A 26,148-nucleotide genomic window follows, 5' to 3' on the forward strand; every position below is an offset into this window, starting at 1 on the left:
CATGACCGGCCGCGTTCCGCCGCTACCGACCGCATTTTACAGGAATGACTTGAACGGTAGCTCGGGTTCGTCGACGAAAATATCATCAAACCCGCGCGGATGCTGGTAATACATCTTCGTTTTATCCGTCGGGAAGGTGTATTTGCCGCCGACCTGCCAGAAAAAGGGCCGGAAACCGTAACCCAGGCGATCTTTTTTCATCCGCCACAGCACTTCTATTTCTCGCGGGTCGCTCTGGAAGTTGGCCCAGATGTCGTGATGGATCGGGATCACCACCTGGCTATTCAGCGACTCGCCGGCGCGCAGGATATCGGATGACGTCATTTTATCGGTCACGCCGCGCGGGTTTTCGCCGTAGGAGAGCAGCGCCACATCGATCTGGTGCTCATTGCCGTGTTTCGCGAAGTAGTTTGAATAGTGAGAGTCGCCGGAATGGTACAGGTTGCCGCCGCTGGTCTGGATCAGATAGTTCACCGCGCGCTGATCCATGCTGTCCAGGATGCCCTTATCGCGCGAGGAAACGCCTTCCGGCAGGGTAACCAGCGCCGTGCGGTCGAACGCGTCCAGCACCTTGATGGTCAGATCGCCGACGATAATTTGCTGGCCGACCTGCGCCACGATACAGCGTTCGGCCGGCACGCCCCAGCTTGTCCACAGGTTGACGCAGGCCTGCGGGCCGATAAATTTCACCTGCGGGCCGCCGTTGCGCAGCACCGCCGCCGCGACGTTAATGTCGATATGGTCGGCGTGATCGTGGGTAGCCAGCACCGCATCGATTTTTTTGATGCTGAACGGATCGAGAACAAACGGCGACGTGCGCAGGTTCGGCTGCAGATTGCGCACGCCGCCCATACGCATCATCTGGTGCTGTTTTTTCATATAGGGATTGGCGTGCGTCCGTTTGCCGGTGCCGCACCAGAAGTCGATGGAAATATTGGTGTCGCCCGCGGACTTCAGCCAGATGCCGGTGCACCCCAGCCACCACATGGCGAAGGTGCCTGGCGCCACCGCCTCCTGTTCGATCTCTTCATTCAGCCAGCTGCCCCATTCCGGGAATGTATTTAATACCCAGGATTCACGTGTAATTTCGTCTATCTTACTCATCTGATGTTACCTCTTTTTCTATTCGTCTGGCCCGGAAAATGAGGAGATGGATCCACCCCGATGATGATCCCGCCCCACTGCGATGGTGATTAATTAATGATTCTTTTGTGACTATAAAAATCATAATGGTGATTATCAACGCTGGATGTTGTTTTTTGTGATCCCGGTATGGAAATGGCATTCAATTGAGCGGGGATGAACTAAAAATAATTTATTTACAGTTTGTTATATGGCTTTGGGATTTTTATTTCATTGGCCAGGAATTCGCCTTTGGCAGGCCGGTCGGCGCGATGATTGCGAAGGTCGGGGAAATATGAACGAGATCATTCTCACATAACGTCAAATTTTGACTTTTTATGATTTATTATGATTGCTATGGTGGCGGCGTAAGCGAAAACAGATTGAGATCCAAAACAAGCGAAACATAAGAAACGGCGAGCGAGCCTCTCCGAACGAATGAGCAATACGGTGTCTTCACCTTGTTGACGGAGCATCATTATGCAAACCCTATACGATATTTTTTACATCTTCTACAGCCAGGTCATGACCAAGGCGCCGCTGCTGCTGGGCCTGGTCACCTGTATCGGCTACATTCTGCTCAGGCGCGATGTCACCACGGTGATCAAAGGCACGATCAAAACCATCGTCGGTTTTATGCTGGTGCAGGTCGGAGCCAATACCCTGGTCGCCGGTTTTAAACCGGTGATCGATAAGATTGCCGAGTTTCATGGCCTGACCGGTTCGGTCATCGATCCTTACACCACCATGATGGCCACCATGGAAACCATGGGCGATAACTATTCCTGGGTCGGTTATGCGGTGCTGATAGCGTTGGGCATCAATATCCTGCTGGTCGTGTTCCGCCGCTATACCGGTATTCGCACCATCATGTTGACCGGGCACATCATGTTCCAGCAGGCGGGGCTGATCGCGGTGTTTTACTTCGTGCTGGGTGCTTCGATGTGGGAAACCATCATTTACTCGGCGGTGATCATGGCGCTGTATTGGGGGATCTCCTCCAATATCATGTTCAAGCCCACCGAAGAGGTCACCGGCGGCGCCGGTTTCTCCATCGGCCATCAGCAACAGGTCGCGTCGTGGATCGCCACTAAAGTCGCGCCGCGGCTGGGCAACAAAGAAGACAGCGTCGACCATCTCAAGCTGCCGAAATGGCTGCATATCTTTCATGACAGCATCACCGCCACGGCGATCGTGATGACGTTGTTCTTCGGTATCATCCTGCTGTCGTTCGGTCTGAAGAATCTGCAATCGATGGCCGGCACTACGCACTGGACTCTCTATATTCTGGAAACCGGGCTGAAATTCGCCGTCGCCATTCAGATTATCGTCGCCGGCGTGCGGATGTTCGTCGCCGAGCTGTCCGAAGCCTTCAAAGGCATTTCGGAACGGGTCATCCCGAACGCGGTGCTGGCTATCGACTGCGCGGCTATCTACGCCTACTCGCCCAACGCCATGGTGTTCGGTTTTATGTGGGGCGCGATGGGCCAGTTCGTGGCGGTGCTGGGCATGCTGTTCTTCCAGGCGCCGATCATGATCATTCCAGGCTTCATTCCGATGTTTTTCTCCAACGCCACCATCGGTGTTTTCGCCAACCACTTCGGCGGCTGGAAAGCGGTAATGAAAATCTGTTTCGTTATGGGCATCATCGAGGTACTGGGGTCCGCCTGGGCGATCCATCTGTTCGCGCAACGGGGAGCGGCGTTTAACGGCTGGATGGGAATGGCCGACTGGGCGCTGGTGTTCCCGCCGATTATGCAGGCGCTGTCTTTCTCGTCGCTGTTCTTCCTGCTGTTGCTGGCCGGGGCGGGCGCGTATATGTATTTCGCCGCCAGAACGCTGCGCGCCGAAGAGGACGCCGCCGCGCATGACGCGACCGACGTCCAGCCGGTCGCCGCGCCGGAGGCGTCGGCCGGCGATATCGGTCGCGGTCGGGCGGTGCGTATTCTGGCGGTCTGCGGCAACGGCCAGGGCTCTTCCATGATGATGAAAATGAAGATTGGCAAGTATCTGGAACAGCAGGGGGTGCCGCACGTCATGGATTCCTGCGCCGTTGCCGACTACAAATCTAAGCTGTCGACCACGGATATTATCGTGTCCTCCCGCCACCTCGCCGGGGAGATGCAGCCGGGAGAAGGCAAATTCGTACTGGGCGTGCAGAACATGCTGAATCCGAATTCCTTCGGCGACGAGCTGCTGGGCCTGATTAAACAGCATTTCTTACGTTAATGTCGTACATCCTGCCGTTACCCCCCGGCAACGGCAGGCAACAGGAGTTCACCATGAAGTTAAAACAATCGCTGATCGAAAACCGCTCCATCCGACTGCAGGCCAGCGCCGCGGACTGGCGGGAGGCCATTCGTCTCGGCACCGATATGTTGATCGCCTCCGGTGCCGTGGAGCCGCGTTACCATAACGCCATCATCAGCAGCATTGAGCAGCTCGGTCCTTATATCGTCATCGCGCCGCAGTTCGCCATGCCGCACGCGCGGCCGGAAGACGGCGTGAACCGCACCGCCTTTGCGCTGGTGACGCTGACCAGACCGGTAAAATTCGACGGCGAAGACGAGCCGGTGGATGTGCTGGTGACGCTGGCCGGCAGTTCGTCCGACGAGCATATGGACGGACTGATGGAAGTGACTCAGGTGCTGGAAGACGACAGCAGTCCAACCGGCATTAACCTCGATAAACTGCGCGCCTGCCGCAGCGAGGAGGATGTCTGGCGGGTAATCGACGACGCGCTGGCGGCGGCCAGCTAGCCAGCGCCCTCCGGCGCTGTCGCCCCGGTCGGGGCGCGGATACGGGAGAACGGCAATGTTTACTGCACTGAAAGAAAGCGTGCTGGCGGCAAACCTGATGCTGCCGAAGTTCGGCCTGGTGACCTTCACCTGGGGCAATGTTTCACAGATCGATCGGCGGCGCGGCGTCATCGCCATCAAGCCATCCGGCGTCAGCTATGACGCCATGACGGCAGACGATATCGTGGTGCTGGATATGGCGGGCGAGGTGGTGCAGGGCGACTGTCGGCCATCCAGCGATACCGCTACCCACCTGGCGCTGTATCGGGCGTTTCCCGCGCTGGGCGGCATCGTTCATACGCACTCGCGCCACGGCACGGTCTGGGCGCAGGCGGGAATGGATATTCCGGCGCTGGGCACCACGCACGCCGACTATTTCTATGGCGACATCCCCTGTACCCGGCAACTGACGCCGCAGGAGATCGCCAACGATTATGAAAAAAATACCGGTCTGGTCATCGTGGACGAGTTTGGTCGGCGGGGCATCGATCCGGTGGCCGTTCCCGGCGTGCTGATCGCCGGTCATGCGCCGTTCGCGTGGGGCCGGGACGCGGAGGACGCGGTGCACAATGCGGTGGTTCTGGAGGAGGTGGCGGCCATGGCGTTGTCGACTCGCGCGCTGAACCCGCATATCCATATTCAGCAGGCGCTGTCGGATAAGCACTATAGCCGCAAGCACGGGGCCGGCGCCTATTACGGGCAACCCTGATTATCCTGTCGCCACGCAGCATCGCGCGCAGGCGGACAATAAACCCAGGTTCCGGCGTGCGCAAGACGGCGGAAACAGAAGAACACATTATAACGGCAAGCGCTGACGCCCCGGCGCCGCATTCGGGCGAAACGGGGCGCGCCGTCTTGCCGCAGCCAACAAGGATATACATCATGACTAAGCCTCTGTTACAGATAGCCCTGGACTCCACCGATCTTGCCGCGGCGGTCGCCATCGCCAGCGAGGTGGCGGGTTTTGTCGACGTGATTGAAATCGGCACCATTCTGGCCTTTGCCGAGGGTATGTCGGCGGTGAGCACGCTGCGACGGCGTCACCCCGAACACATTATTGTCTGCGATATGAAAACCACGGACGGCGGAGCGATTCTGGCCAGAATGGCGTTTGAGGCCGGCGCCGACTGGATCACCGTGTCCGCCGCCGCGCATATCGCCACCGTGACCGCCTGTAAAAAAGTCGCGGATGAGTTCGACGGCGAAATCCAGATTGAGCTGTACGGCCACTGGACGGAGCAGGACGCGCAAAGCTGGATTGCGCTGGGCATTCGTCAGGCTATTTATCATCGTTCGCGCGATGCCGAACTGGCCGGCGTCAGCTGGACGCCGGAGGACATCAGCCGCATGCGCGCCCTGTCGGCGATGGGATTTGAAGTCTCGATCACCGGCGGCATCGTGCCGCAGGATATTCACCTGTTTAAGGGCATCACCGCGAAGACATTTATTGCCGGCCGCGCGCTGGCGGGCGAACAGGGTAAGGTCACCGCCGAAGCTCTGCGTCAGCAGATCAATCAGTACTGGTAAAACGGCGGGCGGAACCGCCGGTCGTGCGGCCGGTGGATCCGCAGCCGCGTGAAAATCATCGCCCGCGTTCCGAACTCAGCACATCAGACCAGCGACAAATCCCCTTAGTTATCATTCAGACAGCGGCGCCCGCGTTTGTTTTCCGCGCGCCGCGGCGAAACTTTGTTTAACTTTCTGCGTTTTTTGGTCGATATACTGTCTTACGGGCGTTACCCGTGAGCCAATTCGCGCTACAGACAAAACGATATCCGGGCCGGCCGACGGCGTCGTGGTCAGGCCCGCTTTCCCGACGTACGGGCGCGCGCTGATAACGCGCTTTGTCAGCGATCCGAGTTCGCTATGGTTAAAGGACAGTTGTACAGGCGTTCTTCGTCTCATTCATTCGATACTCCAGGTTGGTAGCCATGAATTCCGCAGTACCGGCGCCCTGCGCGCGATGTAAAGATAGCGGTAGCCTTGGTTTTGATTTTACCATGGCGTTTCAGCCGATTGTGGACTGCGCCGAGCGGCGTATTTTTGGTTATGAGGCGTTGGTGCGCGGCACTAATAATGAGTCGGCGTTCAGCGTGATCTCGCAGGTCAGTCAGGAGATGCTCTATAACTTCGATCAGCAGTGCCGCATAAAGGCGATCGCGCTGGCGGCCCGGCTGCGGCTGCCCGGGATGCTCAGCATTAATTTTTTGCCGAGGGCGATTTACCGGCCGGAGCGCTGTATCCGCGCCACGCTGGAAACGGCGCGCCGCTGCCGGTTTCCGGTTGAGAACATCATGTTTGAATTTACCGAGACGGAACAGACGCAGGACAGTAAGCATATCCAGAGCATTGTGGCCTGCTACAAAACGCTGGGGTTTAAAACAGCCATTGATGATTTTGGCGCCGGTTATTCCGGTCTGAATCTGTTGGCGGATTTTCAGACCGATATCGTTAAACTGGATATGGCGCTGATCCGTGAAGTCGATAAAGATCGCACGCGTCAGATCATCGTATCCAACAGTATCAGCATGCTGAAAGAGCTCAATGTCCGGATACTGGCGGAAGGCATTGAAACCGAACAGGAATATGGGTTTTTGCGACGGCTGGGCATTGATTACGCGCAGGGCTACTATTTTGCCCGTCCTGGGTTTGAATCTCTGCCGCAGGTCGATCAGGCGCTTATTTAGCCGACAACGGCCAGAGGATGGCTGTTGCGACACCTCCCCGGTTCGTCGTCGTTCCGCGCTCTCCGGCATTATTTTTTACGCCGGCCAACGACAACATCCGGCGCCGCGTGCGGGCCGGCATGTAAAAAATCAGATTTTCCCGGACTACTTGAGCAGCAGCTGATACTGCGGATTAAACTCGTCGAATATCGGCAGCGCGGCGGCGCCCAACGCCGCGGTATCGCTGCCGGTCATGCCGATCTTGACCCGCATATCGTCCAGATAGCGGCTGCGCACCGACTGGTGCAGCGGCGGCAAACGTTTGATGATCTTTTTCAGCAGCGGCTGCGGCATCATGCCGCCGACAACCACCGTTTCCGCATCGAACAGGCATTCGATCACATTGATCGCCTGGCGCAGCGGCGGCAGTACGCTGTCGATCCAACTGTCGAACAGCGCCGGATCCACCGCCAGCAGATCGTCCGGCAACGCGCGCATCGGATCCAATCCGCAGTGTTCATAGGCGGCCAGCAAGGAAACATAGCGCTCGAGACAACCGTGATTGCCGCAGTAGCACGGCCGTCCGCCGGGCTGCACCACGATATGGCCGATTTCGCCCGCGTTGTGCGCGTGGCCGGTATAGATCTGACCATCGGCGAAGATACCGGCGCCGAGGCCGGTGCCGATGTACAGGTAGATGAAGGAGTTTAGTTTGCGCGCCACGCCGTGGAAGCGTTCGCCAATCGCCGCGACGGTGGCGTCGTTTTCCAGCGTGACCGGCAGTCCGCTGGCCAGCGCCAGATGCTGTTTAACATCCACCCCCTCCCAGCCGTTCAGCGTCGTCGGCCCGCGCGACGAGATCCCCTCTACGCCGAACGGACCGGGCATCACCACGCCGATACCCAGCACCTTGCGCCAGCGTTCGCCCATCTGCTGCTTTATCTCGTTCAGCACTTGCGCGATCAGCGCCAGCGTTGCACCTGGCTGGGGCTTTTGCACCATGATAAGGCGTCGAAAGTGGATCCCGCCGGTCAGATCGACCAGTACGATCAGCAGCGTCTGGTGATCCAGATGAATGCCGATCGACCAGGCGCTGGCCGGGTTGAGCGTGATCGGAATCGCGGGCTGACCGCGGCCGTTGACCTTGCGCGGCGTGTGGGAAGAGAGGATACCCGCCTGCTGCAGCTCCGCCACAATATTAGAGACGGTCTGCGGCGTCAGCGCCGTCAGCCGCGCCAGCTCGGCGCGCGTCAGCTCGCCGTGCAGGCGAATGGCTTCAATAATCACGCGTCGGTTATGCGCGCGGGCGTGCTCAAGATTGGTTCCCGAGGTTTTCATCAGTGGATTCCCTGCATACGGACGGCCCAGTATCCGATCGCGTCCGCGCTCAATCAAACGAATTCTTTGATTCTGCACGTCATTTTCCCCATTCGCTGTCCGTCAGGCGTGCGGATGAACGGAGAAGGGCGGCAAAATGTTTTTCAGTCTGGCACAGGCTTTGCATTATTTTTCGCCATGGGTCATACCTGCACCAGGGGCTGATCCTTTTTTACGCCTTATTAAATCAATCAAATTGATTTAATAATTAATCATACTATATCGCAGCGTACTGGAGAGAGAGAATGAAAAGTCCATTCACCCCGCGCCTGAACGGTTGTCTGCTTGCATTTATGGTCCTGACCGGTTCCGCTCAGGCCGCGCAAACGCAGCTTAACGCACTGTTTATGACCCAGGCGGCATACAGTGAAAACGACATTCGTGCCATGACCAGTGATTTTGAGAAACAGCACCCGGATGTCCGCGTTAACCTGGAGTTTGTGCCTTACGAGGCGCTGCATGACAAGATTGTCGCGGCGCGCGGAGCGGGCAGCAATGGTTATGACGTCGTGCTGTTCGACGCCGTCTGGCCGGCCGAGTTTTCCCGCTTCAACCTGCTGCAGGATGTCTCTGCGCGTATCGCCGCCGACGAGCAGGCGAAAATTTTCCCGGGCGCGATGAATACTGTGGTTTACAAAGGGAAAACGCTCGGCATGCCGTGGATCCTCGATACCAAATATCTTTTCTATAACAAAGCGATGCTGGCGAAAGCGGGCATCAGCCAGCCGCCGCAGACGCTGCAACAGCTGATGGACGACGCGCAGATCCTGAAAGATAAAGGCATCGTGAAATATCCGCTGGTATGGAGCTGGTCGCAATCGGAAGCGCTGGTGTGCGATTACACCACGCTGGTATCCGGCTTCGGCGGCGAATTTTACCAGAACGGCAAGCTGAGCTTCACCAGCCCGGCGTCGCTCAACGCGGTCAACTATATGAAAACCACGCTGGATAAAGGCCTCACCAATCCTGCGTCGCGCGAATATCTGGAAGAAGACGTGCGCAAGGCTTTCTCTAACGGCGATGCCGCGTTTGCCCTCAACTGGACCTATATGTACGGCATGGCCAACGACGCGAAGCAGAGCAAAGTGGCGGGCGACGTGGGGATCGTGCCAGCGCCGGGCGATGCGGCGGGCAAAGTCGGCGCGCTGAACGGCTCGATGGGGCTGGGCATCACCACGACCAGCCCGCACGCGGAGCAGTCATGGCAGTATATCCGCTATATGACTTCGCAGCCGGTGCAGGATAAATACGCCCGGCTGAGCCTGCCGATCTGGAAATCCTCTTACGATGATCCGGCGGTGCGGCAAGGGCAGGAAGCGCTGATCGTCGCGGCGAAACAGGCGCTGGACGTGATGCTGTCGCGGCCGGAAACCGCCGATTACTCGCGCTTGTCGAACATCCTGCAACAGCAACTGCAGCAGATCCTGCAGGGACAGACGACGCCGGAGGCGGGGCTGCAGGCGGCGGATAAAAGCGCGGCCCGTCTGCGCTAAGGATATACGATGCTGAGTTTGCAACAACGCGAGCATCGTCAGGCATGGGGGCTGCTGGCGCCCATGCTGATCGTGATGTTTTTGCTGACGGCCTGGCCGCTGGCGCGCACTATCTGGCTGAGTTTCACCGATGCGGCATTGATCGGCAGCGGCGAGACGCCGGCCTGGATAGGGCTGGAGAACTATCTGTTCGCCCTGACCGACGCCGATTTTCTGGCTGCGATTGCGCGCACGCTCTATTTCACCGTGGTGTCGGTGGCGCTGGAAGGGGTGATTGGCGTGCTGGTGGCGCTGCTGCTCAATCAGCGCTTCCACGGGCGCAACGTACTGCGCGTGCTGGTGATTTTGCCGTGGGCGCTGCCGACCATCGTCAACGCCATGATGTGGCGCCTTAACTTCAACCCGGATTACGGCAGCATCAATGCGTTGCTGACGCAGTTGGGCGTGATTGACGGCTACCGCAGCTGGTTGGGGGGGCCGGATTCCGCGCTTAACGCCGTGATGCTGGCCGATATCTGGAAAAACTACCCGCTGGTGACGCTGCTGGTGCTGGCTGCGCTGCAGTCGGTGCCGGAGGATCTGTACGAGGCCGCGCGGCTGGATGGCGCCTCCGCCTGGCGCCGTTTCCGCGCGATTACCTTTCCGGCGATCGTCGCGCCGCTCAGCGTGGCGCTGGTGCTGCGCACCATCGATGCCTTTAAGATTTTCGACATTATCTACGTGATGACGCGCGGCGGCCCGGTAGACAGCACCAAAACGCTGAGCTTTTTTGTTTATCAGGAATCTTTCAGCTATCTGCGCGCGGGCAGCGGCGCCGCCTACGCCATTCTGATGGCGCTGATGTGCGGCGTGCTGATCGCGATTTACATGCTGATGCTGCTGCGTCAGCGTCGCCGGAGTACCGCTCATGAAACGTAATCTTCGTTTGTTGCCGCGCTATCTGGCCGCTCTGCTGGTGGCGGTCAGTATTCTCGGTCCAATGCTGTGGCTGTTTTTGATGAGCGTCAGTTCCACCAGCGATCTGACGCGGGTGCCGCTGGAGTGGCTGCCGCGCCAGTGGGATTTCAGCCGCTATGCGCGTCTGAGCTCGCTGCAGGACGGCCAGCCCGGCGCGCTGTTTCTGCACGCGCTGTGGAACAGTATCCTGGTGGCCAGCGTCGCCACGCTGATCTCGCTGCTGCTGGCGATCCCGGCGGCGTTCAGTTTCTCGCGCTATCCAGGGCGCGACGGCCTGCTGTTCGGCTGCCTGGCGATCTACATGGTGCCGCCGGTGGCGTTTGTTTTGCCGCTCTATTTCGTCCTGCAGCAACTGGGGCTGCTCAATACCCATGCCGGGCTGGTGCTGGTGTATTGCTCGCTGATTCTGCCGTTCCTGACCTGGATGCTGAAGAATCAGTTCGATGCGCTGCCGCGCGATATCGAGCAGGCGGCGCGGCTCGACGGCCTGCGCTTCTGGCAGGTGCTGCTGCGCATTACGCTGCCGCTGGCTAAGCCGATTCTCGGCGCCTCGGCGCTGTTCGGCTGGCTGCTGGCGTGGGATGAGTTTTTCTATGCCCTACTGTTCACCAGCAACATTCAGGCGCAAACCCTGCCGGTCACGATTTCCGGTTTCACCGCCGGCCGCGCTACCGACGACGGCCTGATCGCCGCGGTCGGTATCCTCGCGTCGGTGCCTCCGTTGTTTATTGCCATCTGGCTGCAGAAAACGCTGGTTAGCGGTCTGGCCAGTGGCGGCAGTAAGGGATGAACATGGACAAAACGCTCAACGCCACGCTGTACGTGGTGGGCAACATTAATGTCGATTTGATTATGAGTACGCTGGAGCGCTGGCCGCAGCCGGGTACGGAAACCATGCTGGAGCACAGCGAACTGCGCCCCGGCGGATCGGCCGGCAACTGCGCGCTGGCGCTGGCGGCGATGCGGGTGCCGCACCGGGCGGTGGCCAATCAGGGCAATGACGGCTTCAGCGCCTGGCTGGCCGGCTACTTTCCGGATAGCGCGCCGGGCTGGCCCCGGTACCCCTGCGATACCTCGCTCACTATCGGGGTGACGCACCCGGATAAGGAACGCTCGTTCATCAGCAACCAGGGACACATCGTGCGTCTGAGCGCCGGCGACGTACTGGAGCAAATGCCGGCGCAGGCGCGCTCCGGCGATATCGTGCTGCTGTGCGGCACCTTTCTGTGCACCACGCTGTTTGATGCCTATCCGACGCTGCTGGCCACGCTGCGCCGGCGCGGCTTTCGGGTCGCGATCGATACCGGCTGGCCGCCGCAGGGCTGGACCGTCGCGCTGCGTCAGCAGTTGACGCGCTGGCTGGGCGACTGCGACTACCTGTTGCTGAACGAGGTGGAAACGCTGGGTTTTGCCGATAGCGACTCGCTGGCGGAGTCTGCCAGCTGGCTGGCGCAACATCTGAGCGGCCGCGGCGGCTGCGTGGTGAAGCGCGGCGCCGACGGCGCCTGGTTCAGCACGCGCCAAACCCGGCTGCACGCGCCGGCGCGCCGCGTCGAGGTGGTGGACACCATCGGCGCAGGCGACAGTTTTAACGCCGGTTTTCTCAGCGCGCTGTTGTGTGGCGAATCCCACGCGACCGCGCTGCTGTGGGGGATTGAAGTGGCGGCGCATGCCATCAGCAGTTCGCCGCGCCGCTATCCCGACTGGCATACATTGCAACAACGAATGAAGGAGAGCTGAGTCATGGCCAGCGTAGAACTTGTAAAGGTAGCCAGACGTTACGGTAAAAACACCGTGCTGCATCCGCTGGATCTGACCATTCCCGACGGCAGCTTTACCGTGCTGGTGGGGCCGTCCGGCTGCGGAAAATCAACCCTGCTGCGGCTGCTGGCCGGACTGGAAACGCTGTCGGACGGGGCGATCCTGATGAACGATCGCCAGATCGACGATCTCGATCCGGCGGAACGCGATATCGCGATGGTCTTCCAGAGCTATGCGCTCTATCCGCATCTGACGGTGGCGGAAAATCTTGCTTTTCATATGCAGGTGAAAAAGGTTAAACGCGAGGAGCAGCGAAGCAAAATCGAGCGCATCGCCACGATTCTGGGCATCGATAAGTTGCTCAACCGCTACCCGCGCGCGCTGTCCGGCGGTCAACGGCAGCGGGTGGCGATGGGGCGCGCGATGGTGCGTAATCCGCAAGTCTTCCTGTTCGACGAGCCGCTTTCCAATCTGGATGCGCAACTGCGTATGGAGTTGCGGGCGGAGATTAAGTCGCTGCACCAGCGCTTTAAAACGACCATGGTCTATGTCACGCACGATCAGGTGGAGGCGATGACGCTGGCGGATCAGATCGTGGTGCTGCGCGACGGCAGGATCGTCCAGCAGGGCGCGCCGCTGACTATCTACGATCGGCCGGCCAACACCTTCGTCGCCCGCTTTATCGGATCGCCGCCGATGAATCTGCTGGAAGGCAAGATCGACAATCGCGGCGGGCAAACCGGCGTCAGCTGCGGCGAGCTGTGGTTCGCGCTGCCGGAAAAATGGCTGGCGGCGGCGCAGGCGCAGGGCGACAGACCGGTGACCGTCGGCTTACGGCCGCACGATATCCGTCTGGCGGAGGAGGGGCCGACGGCCACGGTGAAACTGCTGGAGGTAACCGGCGAATCCACGCTATTGCACCTCAACTGGCAGGGATTCGCGCTGCACGTGCAGAGCGCGGGGCGCGTTGAATTAGGCGCCGGCGACGGCGTGCCGCTGGCGATTGTGTCCGACAAGATGCATCTGTTCGACGGCGTAAGCGGCGAGCGGCTGAGCGAATCGGCGTAAGCGATCGCAGCCATAAAGGACGGTTGTCAGCGGTCCGCCCTGCAGGCCCGGCGCCTGCCGGCGACGTCGATCGGCGAACAGCATGTCGATGTTTTTTTAACTGAGCGGGCGCGTCGTTCGGCGGGAGGGAGAGAAAAGCAGAGCGCTGACGCCCGGCCAGTATGGCCGGCCGGCGTCGGCGAGTCCGTCAGCCGCTCGCGGAATCTGAAAACGCGGCCGGCGCGTGAGGGCGGTTAAAGCTGTTTGCTGTTGATCGAACCCGCGCCGGCAACCGGCAGGCTGTTGGCGTTCGGCGTTAACGGCGCTTTGGTTTTCGCCGCGGCCCGCCGCGAGGCGGGCTTGATTTCGCGTTCGTTGTAGAGTTTTAATGCAATCACCAGCGCCGCCAGCAGCGTCGTGATACCGTTAGCCGTCATAACCGGCACATCCTGCACTTTGAAACCGTAGGCGGTCCAGCAGGATACGCCAAAGAACAGGGCGGCATACATGCCGAGCGAGATACCGGTGGTGTCTTTGTTGCGGATGATGTGCAGTACCTGCAAAAAGAAAGAGCCGGTGGTGACCCAGGCGGCCAGGGTGCCCAGCGCGATCGGCCAGCGATAGAGGGCCAGGATAGACAGCCCCGCGGCGACCACGGTGGCCAACACAATCATCAAATGCTTTTTCATGTTATCTCCCCTTATGTGACGCCGCGAGCGTACTTTCAACTTCATCGACGGCGGAACGCAGATGATCGGCGAAAGCGTTCTGGCGGCGTACTGTACCGAACAGCGCGGGCTGGGCGGCAAACGCGGCCAGCGGATCGCGCGCGCTAAAAATACCGTCCACATCCATACTGTCTATGGCGCGATCTTCATAGCTGAACGGCAGGTCGCCGTTGTGATGGCGCTGCATGAACAGGAAAAACAGCGCCGGCAAGCGCAGCGTCGCCTGCGGAATTTTTTCCTGACCGTAACAGTCTTTCAGCGTCGGAACGATAAAGCCGTGCAGTTTGGCGATGCTGTCGGAGGAGACGCGGGCGACCGTATCCCGTACCCAGCGATTGCCGAAACGGGCCAGCACGCTGTCGCATTCGGCCGGCAGATCGAGCTCCACGCCGCGCTGCTGCAGCGCCGCGCCGACGTCCTGCAGTACATAGTCGCGGATCCAGTTGGTGACGTGCCCGGGCAGACTTTCATCAATATAGCGCCGGCCGTGGAGCGCGCCCGCCCAGGCGATACCGCTGTGGCTGGCGTTGAGCAGACGAATTTTGGCTTCTTCGATCGTCGTCACGTCGTCGACAAACTCGACGCCCACCCGCTCAAGCTCGGGACGATCGCTGGCGAAGTGATCTTCGATCACCCAGCGGGCGAAACTTTCGCATGACAGCGGCGCCGCGTCGCCGCTGATGCCCTGTTTTTGCAGCCGCGCATACAGCGCCTCATCAAATTTCGGCGTGATGCGGTCGACCATACTGTTGGGCGCGCTGGTGTTCCGTTGCATCCAGTCGATCAGATCGGGGCGCTGTTTGGCCGTCAGGAATTCGATCATCCCTTGCGAGAAACTGTCGCCGTTCTGGCGCAGGTTGTCGCAGCACAGTAGCGTCAGCGGACCGCTTTGTTGCTGCTGGCGAGCGATCAGAATCAGCGTCAGCGCGCCGTATAAAGTATTTATTTCACCTTCATCATGAAGATCCGCCCGGACGGCCGGGTGGGATAATTCAAGATGGCCATCGTCGTCAAGGAAGTAGCCACCTTCGGTAACGGTGAAAGAAATAATTTTTGTGCTCGGATCGGCGCCAATGGCGACAGTGGAGGCGAGACGGCTGTCCCACAGCAGAATCTGATCGACCGCGTCGATGGTTTCGTAGTTGAGCTCGCCTTCCGGCGAAATAGTCTCGAGCGTGTAGCGACCGTGCTGAGCTTTAAGCTGCTGCAGGGTCTTTTGCGTGGAACTGTTGCGGATATTGGCTAACGCCATGTGCCAGTCATTATTACCTTCCCGGCGCAGCTGGTTAAGATACCAGGCCTGATGCGCGCGGAAGAAAGCACCTGCGCCGAGGTGCAGCCATGTTGAAATGTTTTTTTTCGATATATGCAAACCTTGTCCTTACTCCGCTGGAGGTTATTTATCCAACTTTAAGGCTAACATTTTTCCGGTGAGAATAAAAATATAATAATTATTAATAGGTTATTTGGGTAAAGTGCGGTTTTTAAACAGTCTTTCACGTTTTTATCGGCAATATGCCTGTTGAACGTCGTTTTTTTAGCCGGATTATCTGTGCGTCGGCCCACCGTCTCCGGCAGGACAGGGTAACTTATTGATTTTATGTCAGGTCGCACAGAGAGGAACACGCGGCGTCGATGCCGACCGGCTTTAATGACCCGCATCTTCCATCAGACTAACCGCTTACGACCGCTATCTACGCGCAGGCCTGTTATCATGCGGCCTGACGACGCATTCGCCCTGTCATCGGCGGCCGATCCGCATTAACGAATTGGCAGCAAAACAGGGTGCGGTTTTCTGTAACGGTAGAATAATCCACTGCTGAATCGAGTCAATTTGCCGTATTAAGCCATAATGCTCTGGAATGTGTATTTGTCGCGCCGTTGCCGGGGCGGGGAAATTGCGGGGCAGGCCGACCTGCCGGCGTTATTGACCGGCGACAGGCCTCATGCCACAGTGGCGCATCCGGCGCCTGACTCATGAGTTAGCCGCACCGCGGGTTCATGAGGGCTGCTATCCTGGCGTCCCGGTCAGGGCCATCGGTGTGCTTTAATGGGTTAAGGAGGGAGGGATGCTGCAACCGGATATTGATTGCGCAAGATTACTGCTCAGGCCTTTTACGGTCGCTGATGCCACAACGGTGCATCAGTTGGTTAACTCTCCACAGATATCCGGCGTGACGGCCAATATTCCTTATCCCTACACGCATGAGCTGGCGCTTGAATGGATTGCGCGGCACCCCGAATGGTGGCGCCTCAATAAGATTGCCGCCTGGGCCATTATCCAAAAAGAAAATCAGCGCCTGACTGGCGCAATCTCGCTTATTGGCGTCGGGAGTAATAAACCGAGTATCGGATATTGGGTCGGCGTTGAATATTGGGGCCGGGGTTTTTGCAGCGAAGCGGCTAACGCCGTATGCCGTCTGGCTTTCGAGCGGCTGGCCATTCGGCAAATTGGCGCTTGCCATCTTGCGCGTAATCCCGCCTCGGGCAGGGTATTAACCAAAACGGGGTTTCTGTTCGCGAAACAGCAAATGGAATTAATAAAAAACAGCAACCGACGGGAGGCCGTCAGATATTACACCCTGCTGCCGCAAAATCTCCCCGGATATGCCGAATAGCCCGCGGCCGTTCTCTTTGCGCCGGACGCTTTCACCCGGATGACGTTTCGGTCGGGAGGGACATCTCCCGGCGGATCTGCGGCATAAATCACACTTGCGGCCACCTATCTCAGTTATGTTCTGGTGACGCAGATCACTGCTTACCCTTCATTTTTCAGGTCGCCGTCCGCGCGTTTTCGAGCGGGTTATGCGCTAACCGCCGCACAGCCCGGCGTTGGCCGGCGGCGCGACGCCTGCGATCTGTTGGGTAGATACCGGCATATTCTCTGTTTTTATCCCGTTACCGTCCCCCGCGCGAGAGGTTACTGTGCGGCGGCCCGGATGGCGACAGACGCGCTCAGCGCTGCGCCCGCACGGAGTATGCCGCTGCCGGTAAGTCAGAACAGAATAAGGAAAATAATGTTAAAAAATAATATGTTGATAAATCATGCGGCGCTGGCCGCACTGCTGTTCGCCTCCGGCGCAACGTTGGCTCAGACGGTTAAAATCAGCGACGGCGCGCTGCAGGGCGGCAGTGAACAGGGCGTGGAGTTTTTTAAAGGTATTCCTTACGCGCAGCCGCCGGTCGGCGATTTGCGCTGGCGCGCCCCGCAGCCGGTTAAACCGTGGGGCGGCGTGCTGGAGGCGAAGAATTACGGCCACGACTGCGCTCAGCAACCCTTTCCCGGCGACGCCGCTCCGTTGCTGAATGCCGTCACCAGCGAGGACTGTCTGGTGCTCAACGTTTGGCGACCGGCTTCGCCAGCGGAGAAGGCGCTGCCGGTAATGGTATGGATACACGGCGGCGGCTTCGTCAACGGCGGCGCCTCGCCGGCGGTGTATGACGGCAGCGAATTCGCCCGCCAGGGCGTGATCTTTGTCAGCTTAAACTATCGTCTTGGCCGGTTTGGCTTTTTCGCCCATCCGGCTTTGCAGCAGGATGCGTTAAAAGGCAACTATGGCCTGATGGATCAGATCGCCGCCCTGCATTGGGTTCAGCGCCATATCGCGGATTTCGGCGGTGATAAAAACAACGTGACCGTGTTCGGCGAATCGGCCGGCGGCTTCTCGGTCATCAGTCTGCTTACCACGCCGGAGGCGAAAGGGCTGTTCAGCAAAGCGATTATTCAGTCTGGTTCCGGCCGGCAGAATATTACCCCCGGACTGAGCTGGCAGCAGGCGCAAAACGCCGGCGTCGCGTTTGCCAAACGCTGGGGCATAGAGGGAGAAGGGGGGCAGGCGCTGGCGGCGCTGCGCGCGTTGCCGGCGGATAAGCTGGTCGACGGGTTGAATATGGCGACCATGAACCGGCCCGACTATTCCGGCCCGATGATCGACGGCCGGATTATTCGCGGCGAGCCGCAGGACACTTACCGCAGCGGCCAGTTCGCCCGTGTGCCGATTATGATTGGCGCCAACGATCAGGATATCGGTTTCGCGCCGGTAGTCACGACCCTGCGCGAGGCGCTGGCGCCGTTTGACGATAAGCGTTATCAGACGGTTCTGCCGCTGTACCAGGCGGAGGGCAATACGCCCCAGCAGGTGGCGCAGACGCTGGCCAGCGACCGCTTTATGGTGGAGCCTGCGCGCTATGTCGCCAGTGTATTCAGCCGTGCCGGCCTGCCGGCCTGGCACTATCGCTTTGCTTACGTCGCCGACAGCATGCGGCCGGAGTGGTCGGGGGCGGTGCACGCCAGTGAAATTCCTTATGTGTTTAATACCGTTTCGGCCCGCTACGGCCAGCAGCTCAGCGGCAGGGATCGCGATATGGCGCGCCAGGTTCACCAGTATTGGGTCAATTTCGCCCGCGCCGGCGATCCGAACGGCGAACAGTTGCCGCGCTGGCTGCCGTATCAGGCGGAGAAAGACAATCTTATGCTGTTCCCGGCCGGCGGCGCCGCCGACAGCGCTCAGGTCCGCGATCCGTGGGAGAAAAGGCTGAACCAGGTTGCTGCGCTGGCGGATGAAAAAAGCTAGTATCGCTCATGCGCGGCGTTAAAGGCGGTTCGTCGGCTACGACGGCGGACCGCGTTATCGTCGGCGCGCATGGCATTCTTCTGCCTTTCCGACATGCTTCCCGCGCGCCGGAGAGGCGCCGCGCCGGCATCCCGCCAGGCGCTATCCCCGGGGAAGAACGAGCATGAACGACAAATTCTACCAGTTGAAAATAACGCTGCGTGATGTCCAGCCGGCGGTCTGGCGGCAGTTTGTGGTGCCCGCCGTTATTACGCTCGACAGACTGCATGATGTGATACAAATCGTGATGGGCTGGCAGGACAGCCATCTGCATGAGTTTAATCTCGGTAAACAACGCTTTACCGAACTGCCGGAGCAGGAGGCCCACGGCGAGGAGGAAGCCGATTTCAGGCTGGGTTCGCTGGTAACACGTAAAGGGCAGCGTTTTAGCTATCTGTACGATTTCGGCGACAGCTGGCTGCACGAGCTGACGCTGGAGAACAGTCGCTATGACCCGGAAGATCTGCCGTTGCCGGTGCTGTGTTTTGACGGCGCCGGCGCCTGCCCGCCGGAGGATTGCGGCGGCGCGCCGGGTTATCAGAACCTGCGTGCGATTCTGAACGACCCGGCGCATGAAGAGTATCAGGACAGCGTAACGTGGGTGAATGAACTGTTCGGCGACGAGGGCCTTGAAGTCATGATGGCCGATCGCTTCAGCGTGGAAGAAGTCAATGAGCTCTTAATGCTGTACTGGCGCTGGGCGCGCGATCGCCCGCAACCGTGGTTTGCGGATCCGGGCTGACCGCCCGCGCCGCTGCGGCGCAAGCCGGCGTGTTACACCGCCAGAATACCCGCCATACTGCAGGTGACCGCTGCGTTGGCTTTGCTGCCGGCCCGGCGTCGTTCGGACCGATTGGTTGTTCGCTTGCCGATAGCGAGCCGACGTTTTGCGTTGTGCGAAAAGATAACGTTTTGTTGTGCGGGAAGCGATATTTATTTTTAAAACAACAGGATGACAGTTGTTGTCGTGCGAAAAACGACGTGTTAAGAAATCGAAAGGATGGGTAAATAAGCGTCAGAACGCATTGTTTAGGATATTTCTTTATTCCAGCGCCGAAAGTTGTAAGCGATATTGTGTTCCTGCAACCGGACAGAGCGGTTGCTTATTTGAGGAACATGTTATGAATAAGAAAACGCTGGTTCTGGTAATAAGCTTGTTTACTGTAAGTGGCGCTTTTTCTACCTCCACTCTGGCCGATGGGCCGGGCAGACAATGGCAGCACGGCGATCGCGATCGTCGCGACGGCGGCCACCGCGATGAGCGCAGGGGACCCGGCGGGCGAGATTTTCACGACGGCCGTCGCGACCGCGGCGGCGATCGCTTCGCCTGGCATGGCCACGATTTCCGGCGCGGGCATCCGGTTCCTCCACGTTATCGCGGTGATTCTTATCGGGTCAACGACTGGCGTACGCGCGGGCTATACCGTCCGCCGGTGGGGCAGCACTGGGCCTATATCGACGGCAACTATGTACTGATCGCGGCGGCGACCGGGATTATTACGGCGATGATTTTAGGCAACGCCTTCGGCCATTAATCCATTCGGGTTAGCGGTATGCGACTTGTCCTGACCGAGCCGGCCTGCGAAACCGCCGCAGGCCGCGTCCAAATCAGCTACAGACTTTGTTGTTTCCCGGAGCGCCCGGTCGCTAAATCCGTTCAGCGACTGGTTTGCGTCAGCCCGCCGCCTGGCTGTTGTCGGCAATCTGCCGGCCTTGCGCCTGCGCGGCGCTGGTTTTAAAGAACTGCATTTCATTATCGAGCAGCGCGGCCTGTTCCGACAGTGATTGCGTCGCGGATGACGCCTCCTCGACTAACGTGGCATTTTGCTGCGCTACCTGCTCCAGCTGTACGATGGCCACATTCACCTGCTCGATGCCTTTATTCTGCTCTGTTGACGCCAGCGAGATCTCGGCAATCAGATCGTTGACCTTATTCACCTCGTTAAACAGCAATTCCATATCCGTTCCCGAACTGGCGGCCACTTCTGTTCCCCGGCGAACCTCGTGCTCGGTCTCTTCGATCAGTCCTTTAATCTCTTTGGCGGAATTGGCGCTGCGCTGGGCCAGATTGCGCACCTCGGTGGCGACCACGGCGAAACCTTTGCCCGCCTCGCCGGCGCGCGCGGCTTCTACCGCGGCGTTGAGCGCCAGGATATTGGTCTGAAAGGCGATTGAGTCCATCAGCCCGATGATGTTGTTAATCTTGCCGGAGCTTTCGGCGATGGCGCTGATGCGGTTGATGATATTTTTTACATTCTCGCTGTTTTTATTCGTCAGCGAAGCCATGGTGGTGGTCATATCCCGTACGCTTTGGGTATTTTGGGCGTTTTCCTTCACGGATGCGGTCAGTTCTTCCATGCTGGCGGCGGTTTGTTCAATAGAGGCGGCCTGTTCTTCCGTTCTGGCGGAAAAATCATGGTTGCCGGCGGAAATTTGCTGCGTGCCGGTGGCGATAGTGGTGGCGGCGTCCCTGACGTTGGATACAATCCCATGCAGCGAATCTTTCATGTTATTTAATGACGTCAGCAATTCTCCCATTTCAGTGGTCGGCTGCGGCGGAATTTTTACCGACAGATCGCCATTTTCTATTACCGAGACAAAACTTTTCGCTACGTCGATCGGCGCCAGAATAACCACGCGAATCAGTTTATACAGCGCGATGACTACCACTGCGGAGATTAGAATACTGATCGCGATGATAATTAAATATTTACTATAGGCATTATTCGCCGAGGCAATCTCGCTATTGCCGATATTGGATGCGAACTGTGAAAAAGCCATCACGCTTTGCCGAAAATTCTCTCCGCGTACCGACAGGTTAGGAATAATATGATCGTAATATAAATCAATGTTATTTTTTAACAGCGCGGCGCTCATCGGCTTAATCGCTTCGGCCAGATAAGTGTCGTAATTTTTATCTATTTCTCCGCGAATCGCCTTTCCCTGTTCAGTAAGCGGCTTGATCGCACGCAGGCTGTTCATTGAAGATTGCGCCGAGGCGACATAGCTGTCCAGCTTGTCGAACATCGGCCCAACTTTTTCCATATTTTGCTTCGATTCAATGATCAGCGCAATATTCTGCCCGACGATGCGCGCGCTCAACAGATCGGTATAAATGGAATAAATAGGGATGATCTGATCGCCTTCAATCATGTCGACTTTTAATAATGACTCATTACCCTTATGAATAGAGAACAGACTAAATGAACTGATGGCGATGATGATAAGACTAAATATGCCAATCGCTATATAAAGGCTGCTTTTTATTTTTATATTTCTGAACATTGCTCTCTCCTGGTGATATTAGCGGAGTTAGCAATATCGGTTGTGATGTGTTATTCTTTAGCTAAAGCATTTTTTCAAAATTAAATCCCGTAAAATCAATGTTATTTAACCGTTAATGCTATTTTTAGCTTATTTTTAAGCCCATATGCCTGACAATAAAAGTGTAGCGTGCTTATTATTTCCGTGGTTTTTCGGCGCATGAAAAGATAATGGTTTGCGAGTGACAGGATGAGGGGAGACGGATGCGGCGCAGCGACACTAAGCTGCAGGAAAGCAACAGCACTACCCAAAATGGGGATAAAAAGGTAAAATAACGACCTTACGATTATTAATAAAATGATTTTATTCTCTTTTTTCAGGTAAATTTATGCAAAAGCTTCCAGATTGTCCCCAGTGCGGATCAGAATATACATGGCAGGCCGATGAGGTGCTGAACTGTCCTGAATGCGGTCATGAATGGCCGCTCAACGGCGAATCGGCCGCACAGGAAGAAGGACTGATTGTGCGCGACGCCAACGGCAACCTACTGGCGGACGGCGACTCCGTCACCGTGGTGAAGGATCTCAAAGTGAAAGGCAGCTCCTCGGCGCTTAAAATCGGCACCAAAGTGAAGAGCATTCGCCTGGTGGAAGGCGATCATAATATCGATTGCAAAATTGATGGTTTTGGCGCGATGCAGCTGAAATCGGAATTTGTGAAGAAAAACTAATTTCCTCCGGCGCCGTTGGTTTCCGCTGCGGGATGTGATGCGCTAACTAACTTCGCAGATTGATGCCCCACTTCTCGGTGTGCGGGGCCAGTGCTGGTGGGATGTCATGTTCTGCAAGCGTAGCGCTATTATGCGAAGCCATTTAGCTAAAGCAGGACGGAAATAGAAGGCCGTTGCCGCGCGAGTCGGGGCGACGGCCTTTTTATCTATCGCCTGCCCGCCGGCGCGGCCCATTACCGCGGCATTCTGGCATGATGCGGCGGCGCGGCCATCCGTTTCCTCTATCGACGATAAGACGATAAAAAGAAAACATCGCGAGTATTCATACTGTATGACTAATACCTCCGCTTCATCCGCCTCCGGGCAAACCGTCGGCCTGCGTGCCTTGCTGTGTTCGCCACGCCTGTTGTTGCGCGAGTGCCTGGCCGGGGTCGTCACCGCGCTGGCGCTGATCCCGGAAGTGATCTCCTTTTCCGTCATCGCCGGCGTCGACCCGAAGGTCAGTCTGATCGCCTCGGTGGTGCTCTGTTTTACCCTGTCTCTGCTGGGCGGGCGCCCGGCGATGGTCACCGCGGCGGCAGGCTCGGTGGCGCTGGTGATCGGTCCAATGGTCAGGGCGCACGGCGTAGACTATATTTTCCCCGCCGTGCTGCTGGCGGGCGTGGTGCAGATTGTCTTCGGCGTCGCGGGATTTGCCCGGATGATGCGCTATATTCCTCATTCGGTGATGGTCGGTTTTGTCAACGCGCTGGGGATCCTGATCTTTCTGGCCCAGGTGCCGCACGTGCTGCATCAGCCACCGATGGTCTGGTTGCCGTTTGCGTCGGCCATCGCCATCGTGCTGCTGTTTCCTCGCCTGTCGAAAAGTATCCCCTCGCCGCTGGTGGCGATCGTGTTGTTGACGGCCGTCTCGATGTTCGCCGCTCTGCAGGTGCCGACGGTGGGCGATAAAGGGGCGATGCAGCCCGGTCTGCCGGGGCTAAGCAGTCTGCAGGTGCCGCTGAGTCTGGCCACGCTGCAGATTATCTGGCCGACTGCGCTAAGCATCGCCTTTGTCGGATTGCTGGAATCTCTGCTGACCGCCAAACTGGTCGACGGCCTGACCGATACGCGCTCCAGCAAAAGTCGCGAGTCCTGGGCGCTGGGCATCGGCAACCTCTGCGCGGGCTGTTACGGCGGGATTGCCGGCTGCGCCATGATCGGCCAGACCATCGTCAATGTGGATCTGGGGCAGGCCAGAACGCGTCTCTCCACGCTGGTCGCTGCGCTGGTTCTGCTGCTGTTGGTGACCGGGCTGAGTCGGATTATGGCGCAGATCCCGATGGTGGTGCTGGCCGCCATCATGATGATTGTGGCGTTGAAGACCGTTAGCTGGCACAGCATTCGGCCGGCGACGCTGGCGAAAATGCCGCTGTCCGAAACCATCGTAATGCTGCTGACGGTTATCGTTACCGTGCTGACCGAAAATTTGGCCGTCGGCGTTATCGGCGGCGCGATTCTGGCGATGCTGCTGTTCGCCCGTCGCGTGGCGCACCTTATCGAGGCGAGCAGGACGCTGAGCGCGGACGGGGAATCGGTGCGCTACGACGTGCGCGGCCCGCTGTTTTTCGGCAGTAGCAACGATCTGGTCGAACGCTTTTCCTATGCGCAGGATCCGGCGCGCATCACCATCGATTTGACGTATTCCGCGATCTGGGACGCATCCAGCGTGGCGGCGCTGGACGCCATCCAGAACCGTTATGAGAAACACGATAAGGCGGTGCGGTTCACCGGGCTGGATGCGCGCAGCCGGCGGCTGCACGGCAAGCTGAGCGGTAAGCTGTGACGGTTTGACTTAACGCACCACCAGTTCGGGTTGAATGCGCACCGTGGCCGCGGCGCCGGCGCATCCTGACAGTACCTGTTTCAGGTTAATCAGCACCTGTTTAACCAGTTGCTCCACCGGCTGGCGCACGGTGGTCAGCCGGTAGCCCTGCCAGTTGGCCATCGGCGTATCGTCGCAGCCGATCACCGGGCGGCGGCGGTGATCCTCCAGCCGCTGGGCGTCCAGCGCGCCGAACGCCAGCGCGTCGCAGGCGCAGAACACTCCCTCAGCGTGCGGCGCGTGGCGTATAATGCGCTGCATGGCGCGATAACCGCTCTGGTAGGCGTAGTCCTGATTCAGTATCACCAGCGGCGCCGGCAGCGCACGTTCCTGCAGGCGCGCGCAGAATCCCTGCTGGCGTTCCTGCGATGCCTGGCCGTCCTGACGACCGCTGATAAACGCCAACCGGGTCAGGCCGGCATCGGCCAGATAATCGGCGGCCAGCCGCCCGGCATAGCGATTATCCGACAGCACGGCGGTGACCTTTTTCTGGCGATCTTCCCGCCCCATCAGCACCATGGGCAACTGCAGTTCCAGACAGCGTTCGGTCGCCGCTTGCGACAGGCTGCCGGCGGAGATGATCGCCGCTTCGACCTGCCAGGCCTGTGCCTGCAGCAGGCTGGTGTGGATGTCGCAGTCGGCCGTAACGTTGATCAGCATCGGAATATAGCCGGCCTGCTGCAGCGCCTGAGTCAGCAGACTAAACAGGTAGGGTTGGAATGGATTATCGAATTCGCTCATAACCACGGCGACGGTGCCCGATCCCTGGCGGCCGGAGTTCACCAGCGCCCGCGCCAGCGCGTTGGGGTGATAGCCCAGCGCGTCGGCCGCCGCCAGCACCTTTTGACGTGTGGCGGCGCTGACCTTGTGCTGTGCGGTATAGGTGCGCGACACGGCCGAGGGCGATACGCCGGCGTATCGCGCCACATCGATCGAGGTAATGCGCTTGACGCTCATGCTGCGCTCCCGGCCGGCCGCGGCGGACAGGCCAGCCAGCGCTGCTGACTCAGGCGCCAGCGGTCGCCCTGTTCCGGCAGAAAGACGCCGGCGCTGTCGGCGATAGCCTGCTGCAGTCGGGATCGCTGTTGCTGCTGAATGTGATAGAGCCCGAGCGGCGCGCCGGGCTTGCGCGCCAGATCGCGGATCGACGACCAGCAGCCGTGATACGGGGCGTCGTCGTCGACGGAAAAACACTCGATCAGCGCCATATCAGCCTGAAGCAGCAACGCGGCGCCGGCGGGCGACAGACGGCCGTCGCCGCTGTAAAGCAGCGAGCCGGCGCTTCCGCTCAGCAGCAGCGAGGAGTTGGGCAGCGAATGGCGGGTCGGCGCCAGCCGGCATTGCCAGGGGCCGAGTCGGGTCAAGCGTTCGCTTGCCTGCCAGCCGATAGTGAAACAGGGTTTGCCCGCCGGCCAGAACGCGTAATGAGCCAACTGGCGCAGCACCTCCAGTTGCCGACGCGGGGCGATAATGTGCAGCGGCGCGCGCCGGCCGAGGGATTCCTGCCAGTTGAGCAGGCTGGTCAGCCCCAGCGCATGGTCGGGATGGCAATGCGTAAAGAAAATCGCGTCAATCTCGTCCGGCGCCAGCTGGCGTCGCCATAGCGCCTGCGGTACGCCCGGGCCGCAGTCAATCAACAGGCGAAAGTGCGCCTCGTCAAGCAGCACCGATGCGTTGACCCGCAGGCTGTCGTAAGCTTCGCCGCTGCCCAGAATCTCCATTTCCATC

Annotated in this window: 23 protein-coding genes; 16 read left to right on the forward strand and 7 right to left on the reverse strand. The window is 58.8% G+C overall.

Annotated features, from left to right (window positions below; translation table 11 throughout):
* Positions 1-36: 36 nt before the first annotated feature.
* Positions 37-1,104: an L-ascorbate 6-phosphate lactonase gene (gene ulaG / locus FJU30_RS22525; protein WP_150437219.1), complete on the reverse strand. Its 1,068-nt coding sequence runs from the start codon at positions 1,102-1,104 to the stop codon at positions 37-39.
* A 498-nt stretch (positions 1,105-1,602) separates the two neighbouring features.
* On the opposite strand from ulaG, the gene FJU30_RS22530 reads away from it, so the two are divergent.
* The 5 genes from FJU30_RS22530 (at position 1,603) to FJU30_RS22550 (ending at position 6,607) form a co-directional block, all read left to right on the forward strand.
* Positions 1,603-3,351: a PTS ascorbate-specific subunit IIBC gene (locus FJU30_RS22530; protein WP_150437220.1), complete on the forward strand. Its 1,749-nt coding sequence runs from the start codon at positions 1,603-1,605 to the stop codon at positions 3,349-3,351.
* Between the two features lie 53 nt (positions 3,352-3,404).
* Complete coding sequence (locus FJU30_RS22535) at positions 3,405-3,881, forward strand: PTS sugar transporter subunit IIA (RefSeq protein WP_150437221.1); 477 nt, start codon at positions 3,405-3,407, stop codon at positions 3,879-3,881.
* A gap of 55 nt (positions 3,882-3,936) precedes the next feature.
* Positions 3,937-4,629, forward strand: a complete 693-nt coding sequence (locus FJU30_RS22540) for an L-ribulose-5-phosphate 4-epimerase (protein ID WP_150437222.1) — start codon at positions 3,937-3,939, stop codon at positions 4,627-4,629.
* 173 nt (positions 4,630-4,802) lie between these two features.
* Complete coding sequence (locus tag FJU30_RS22545) at positions 4,803-5,447, forward strand: 3-keto-L-gulonate-6-phosphate decarboxylase UlaD (protein ID WP_150437223.1); 645 nt, start codon at positions 4,803-4,805, stop codon at positions 5,445-5,447.
* A gap of 404 nt (positions 5,448-5,851) precedes the next feature.
* Positions 5,852-6,607, forward strand: a complete 756-nt coding sequence (locus tag FJU30_RS22550; protein WP_150437224.1) for an EAL domain-containing protein — start codon at positions 5,852-5,854, stop codon at positions 6,605-6,607.
* Positions 6,608-6,751: 144 nt separating this feature from the next.
* Here the strand turns inward: FJU30_RS22550 and FJU30_RS22555 are convergent, their stop codons facing one another.
* Positions 6,752-7,924, reverse strand: a complete 1,173-nt coding sequence (locus tag FJU30_RS22555) for an ROK family transcriptional regulator (protein WP_150437225.1) — start codon at positions 7,922-7,924, stop codon at positions 6,752-6,754.
* 284 nt (positions 7,925-8,208) lie between these two features.
* Here FJU30_RS22555 and FJU30_RS22560 point away from each other — a divergent pair, with 284 nt between their 5' ends.
* The 5 genes from FJU30_RS22560 to FJU30_RS22580 are packed head-to-tail and all read left to right on the forward strand — an operon-like array spanning position 8,209 to position 13,242.
* Positions 8,209-9,456, forward strand: coding sequence for an extracellular solute-binding protein (locus FJU30_RS22560; protein WP_150437226.1), 1,248 nt, complete (start codon positions 8,209-8,211; stop codon positions 9,454-9,456).
* Between the two features lie 9 nt (positions 9,457-9,465).
* Positions 9,466-10,374, forward strand: coding sequence for a carbohydrate ABC transporter permease (locus FJU30_RS22565; protein ID WP_150437227.1), 909 nt, complete (start codon positions 9,466-9,468; stop codon positions 10,372-10,374).
* The gene (locus tag FJU30_RS22570) at positions 10,364-11,203 is read left to right on the forward strand and encodes a carbohydrate ABC transporter permease (RefSeq protein WP_150437228.1); all 840 of its coding nucleotides are present in this window, start codon (positions 10,364-10,366) and stop codon (positions 11,201-11,203) included. The genes FJU30_RS22565 and FJU30_RS22570 overlap by 11 nt, the downstream gene beginning before the upstream one ends.
* A 2-nt stretch (positions 11,204-11,205) precedes the next feature.
* Positions 11,206-12,153 carry a carbohydrate kinase family protein gene (locus FJU30_RS22575; RefSeq protein WP_150437229.1) on the forward strand — a complete coding sequence of 316 codons (948 nt, stop codon included), beginning with the start codon at positions 11,206-11,208 and terminating at the stop codon, positions 12,151-12,153.
* Between the two features lie 3 nt (positions 12,154-12,156).
* On the forward strand, positions 12,157-13,242 hold the full coding sequence (locus FJU30_RS22580) for an ABC transporter ATP-binding protein (RefSeq protein WP_150437230.1): 1,086 nt from the start codon (positions 12,157-12,159) through the stop codon (positions 13,240-13,242).
* Positions 13,243-13,475: 233 nt separating this feature from the next.
* On the opposite strand, the gene FJU30_RS22585 is transcribed toward FJU30_RS22580, so the two are convergent.
* Both FJU30_RS22585 and dalD read right to left on the reverse strand, forming a co-directional pair.
* On the reverse strand, positions 13,476-13,910 hold the full coding sequence (locus FJU30_RS22585) for a SemiSWEET family sugar transporter (RefSeq protein WP_150437231.1): 435 nt from the start codon (positions 13,908-13,910) through the stop codon (positions 13,476-13,478).
* Position 13,911: 1 nt separating this feature from the next.
* Complete coding sequence (gene dalD, locus FJU30_RS22590) at positions 13,912-15,321, reverse strand: D-arabinitol 4-dehydrogenase (RefSeq protein ID WP_150437232.1); 1,410 nt, start codon at positions 15,319-15,321, stop codon at positions 13,912-13,914.
* 697 nt (positions 15,322-16,018) lie between these two features.
* Here dalD and FJU30_RS22595 point away from each other — a divergent pair.
* The 4 genes from FJU30_RS22595 to FJU30_RS22610 all read left to right on the forward strand — a co-directional run bounded on the left by FJU30_RS22595 (position 16,019) and on the right by FJU30_RS22610 (position 20,097).
* The gene (locus FJU30_RS22595; RefSeq protein WP_150437233.1) at positions 16,019-16,567 is read left to right on the forward strand and encodes a GNAT family N-acetyltransferase; all 549 of its coding nucleotides are present in this window, start codon (positions 16,019-16,021) and stop codon (positions 16,565-16,567) included.
* A gap of 399 nt (positions 16,568-16,966) precedes the next feature.
* Entirely contained in the window at positions 16,967-18,523 is a 1,557-nt protein-coding gene (locus FJU30_RS22600) for a carboxylesterase/lipase family protein (RefSeq protein WP_223881669.1), read from the forward strand.
* 163 nt (positions 18,524-18,686) lie between these two features.
* Positions 18,687-19,304 carry a plasmid pRiA4b ORF-3 family protein gene (locus FJU30_RS22605; protein ID WP_150437234.1) on the forward strand — a complete coding sequence of 206 codons (618 nt, stop codon included), beginning with the start codon at positions 18,687-18,689 and terminating at the stop codon, positions 19,302-19,304.
* 379 nt (positions 19,305-19,683) lie between these two features.
* Positions 19,684-20,097, forward strand: coding sequence for an RcnB family protein (locus tag FJU30_RS22610; protein ID WP_150437235.1), 414 nt, complete (start codon positions 19,684-19,686; stop codon positions 20,095-20,097).
* A gap of 139 nt (positions 20,098-20,236) precedes the next feature.
* Here the strand turns inward: FJU30_RS22610 and FJU30_RS22615 are convergent, their stop codons facing one another.
* Complete coding sequence (locus FJU30_RS22615) at positions 20,237-21,847, reverse strand: methyl-accepting chemotaxis protein (RefSeq protein WP_150437236.1); 1,611 nt, start codon at positions 21,845-21,847, stop codon at positions 20,237-20,239.
* Positions 21,848-22,214: 367 nt separating this feature from the next.
* On the opposite strand from FJU30_RS22615, the gene FJU30_RS22620 reads away from it, so the two are divergent.
* Both FJU30_RS22620 and FJU30_RS22625 read left to right on the forward strand, forming a co-directional pair.
* Entirely contained in the window at positions 22,215-22,556 is a 342-nt protein-coding gene (locus FJU30_RS22620; protein ID WP_150437237.1) for a zinc ribbon domain-containing protein YjdM, read from the forward strand.
* Between the two features lie 331 nt (positions 22,557-22,887).
* Complete coding sequence (locus tag FJU30_RS22625; protein WP_150437238.1) at positions 22,888-24,381, forward strand: SulP family inorganic anion transporter; 1,494 nt, start codon at positions 22,888-22,890, stop codon at positions 24,379-24,381.
* Between the two features lie 9 nt (positions 24,382-24,390).
* Here the strand turns inward: FJU30_RS22625 and FJU30_RS22630 are convergent, their stop codons facing one another.
* The gene (locus FJU30_RS22630) at positions 24,391-25,377 is read right to left on the reverse strand and encodes a LacI family DNA-binding transcriptional regulator (protein WP_150437239.1); all 987 of its coding nucleotides are present in this window, start codon (positions 25,375-25,377) and stop codon (positions 24,391-24,393) included.
* The gene (locus FJU30_RS22635; RefSeq protein ID WP_150437240.1) at positions 25,374-26,147 is read right to left on the reverse strand and encodes an MBL fold metallo-hydrolase; all 774 of its coding nucleotides are present in this window, start codon (positions 26,145-26,147) and stop codon (positions 25,374-25,376) included. The genes FJU30_RS22630 and FJU30_RS22635 overlap by 4 nt, the downstream gene beginning before the upstream one ends.
* Between the last annotated feature and the right edge of the window lies 1 nt (position 26,148).

This window comes from Affinibrenneria salicis (assembly GCF_008710095.1).

Excerpts from the sequence above, each read along its gene's own strand:
- FJU30_RS22605 (WP_150437234.1), top strand. The coding sequence starts at position 18,687 with ATGAACGACAAATTCTACCAGTTGAAAATAACGCTGCGTGATGTCCAG.
- FJU30_RS22550 (WP_150437224.1), top strand. The coding sequence starts at position 5,852 with ATGAATTCCGCAGTACCGGCGCCCTGCGCGCGATGTAAAGATAGCGGT.
- FJU30_RS22615 (WP_150437236.1), bottom strand. The coding sequence starts at position 21,847 with ATGTTCAGAAATATAAAAATAAAAAGCAGCCTTTATATAGCGATTGGC.
- FJU30_RS22560 (WP_150437226.1), top strand. The coding sequence starts at position 8,209 with ATGAAAAGTCCATTCACCCCGCGCCTGAACGGTTGTCTGCTTGCATTT.
- ulaG (WP_150437219.1), bottom strand. The coding sequence starts at position 1,104 with ATGAGTAAGATAGACGAAATTACACGTGAATCCTGGGTATTAAATACA.
- FJU30_RS22555 (WP_150437225.1), bottom strand. The coding sequence starts at position 7,924 with ATGAAAACCTCGGGAACCAATCTTGAGCACGCCCGCGCGCATAACCGA.
- FJU30_RS22575 (WP_150437229.1), top strand. The coding sequence starts at position 11,206 with ATGGACAAAACGCTCAACGCCACGCTGTACGTGGTGGGCAACATTAAT.
- FJU30_RS22570 (WP_150437228.1), top strand. The coding sequence starts at position 10,364 with ATGAAACGTAATCTTCGTTTGTTGCCGCGCTATCTGGCCGCTCTGCTG.
- FJU30_RS22565 (WP_150437227.1), top strand. The coding sequence starts at position 9,466 with ATGCTGAGTTTGCAACAACGCGAGCATCGTCAGGCATGGGGGCTGCTG.
- FJU30_RS22610 (WP_150437235.1), top strand. The coding sequence starts at position 19,684 with ATGAATAAGAAAACGCTGGTTCTGGTAATAAGCTTGTTTACTGTAAGT.
- FJU30_RS22595 (WP_150437233.1), top strand. The coding sequence starts at position 16,019 with ATGCTGCAACCGGATATTGATTGCGCAAGATTACTGCTCAGGCCTTTT.
- FJU30_RS22600 (WP_223881669.1), top strand. The coding sequence starts at position 16,967 with ATGTTAAAAAATAATATGTTGATAAATCATGCGGCGCTGGCCGCACTG.
- FJU30_RS22530 (WP_150437220.1), top strand. The coding sequence starts at position 1,603 with ATGCAAACCCTATACGATATTTTTTACATCTTCTACAGCCAGGTCATG.
- FJU30_RS22635 (WP_150437240.1), bottom strand. The coding sequence starts at position 26,147 with ATGGAAATGGAGATTCTGGGCAGCGGCGAAGCTTACGACAGCCTGCGG.
- FJU30_RS22620 (WP_150437237.1), top strand. The coding sequence starts at position 22,215 with ATGCAAAAGCTTCCAGATTGTCCCCAGTGCGGATCAGAATATACATGG.
- FJU30_RS22545 (WP_150437223.1), top strand. The coding sequence starts at position 4,803 with ATGACTAAGCCTCTGTTACAGATAGCCCTGGACTCCACCGATCTTGCC.
- FJU30_RS22540 (WP_150437222.1), top strand. The coding sequence starts at position 3,937 with ATGTTTACTGCACTGAAAGAAAGCGTGCTGGCGGCAAACCTGATGCTG.
- FJU30_RS22580 (WP_150437230.1), top strand. The coding sequence starts at position 12,157 with ATGGCCAGCGTAGAACTTGTAAAGGTAGCCAGACGTTACGGTAAAAAC.
- FJU30_RS22625 (WP_150437238.1), top strand. The coding sequence starts at position 22,888 with ATGACTAATACCTCCGCTTCATCCGCCTCCGGGCAAACCGTCGGCCTG.
- FJU30_RS22585 (WP_150437231.1), bottom strand. The coding sequence starts at position 13,910 with ATGAAAAAGCATTTGATGATTGTGTTGGCCACCGTGGTCGCCGCGGGG.
- FJU30_RS22630 (WP_150437239.1), bottom strand. The coding sequence starts at position 25,377 with ATGAGCGTCAAGCGCATTACCTCGATCGATGTGGCGCGATACGCCGGC.
- FJU30_RS22535 (WP_150437221.1), top strand. The coding sequence starts at position 3,405 with ATGAAGTTAAAACAATCGCTGATCGAAAACCGCTCCATCCGACTGCAG.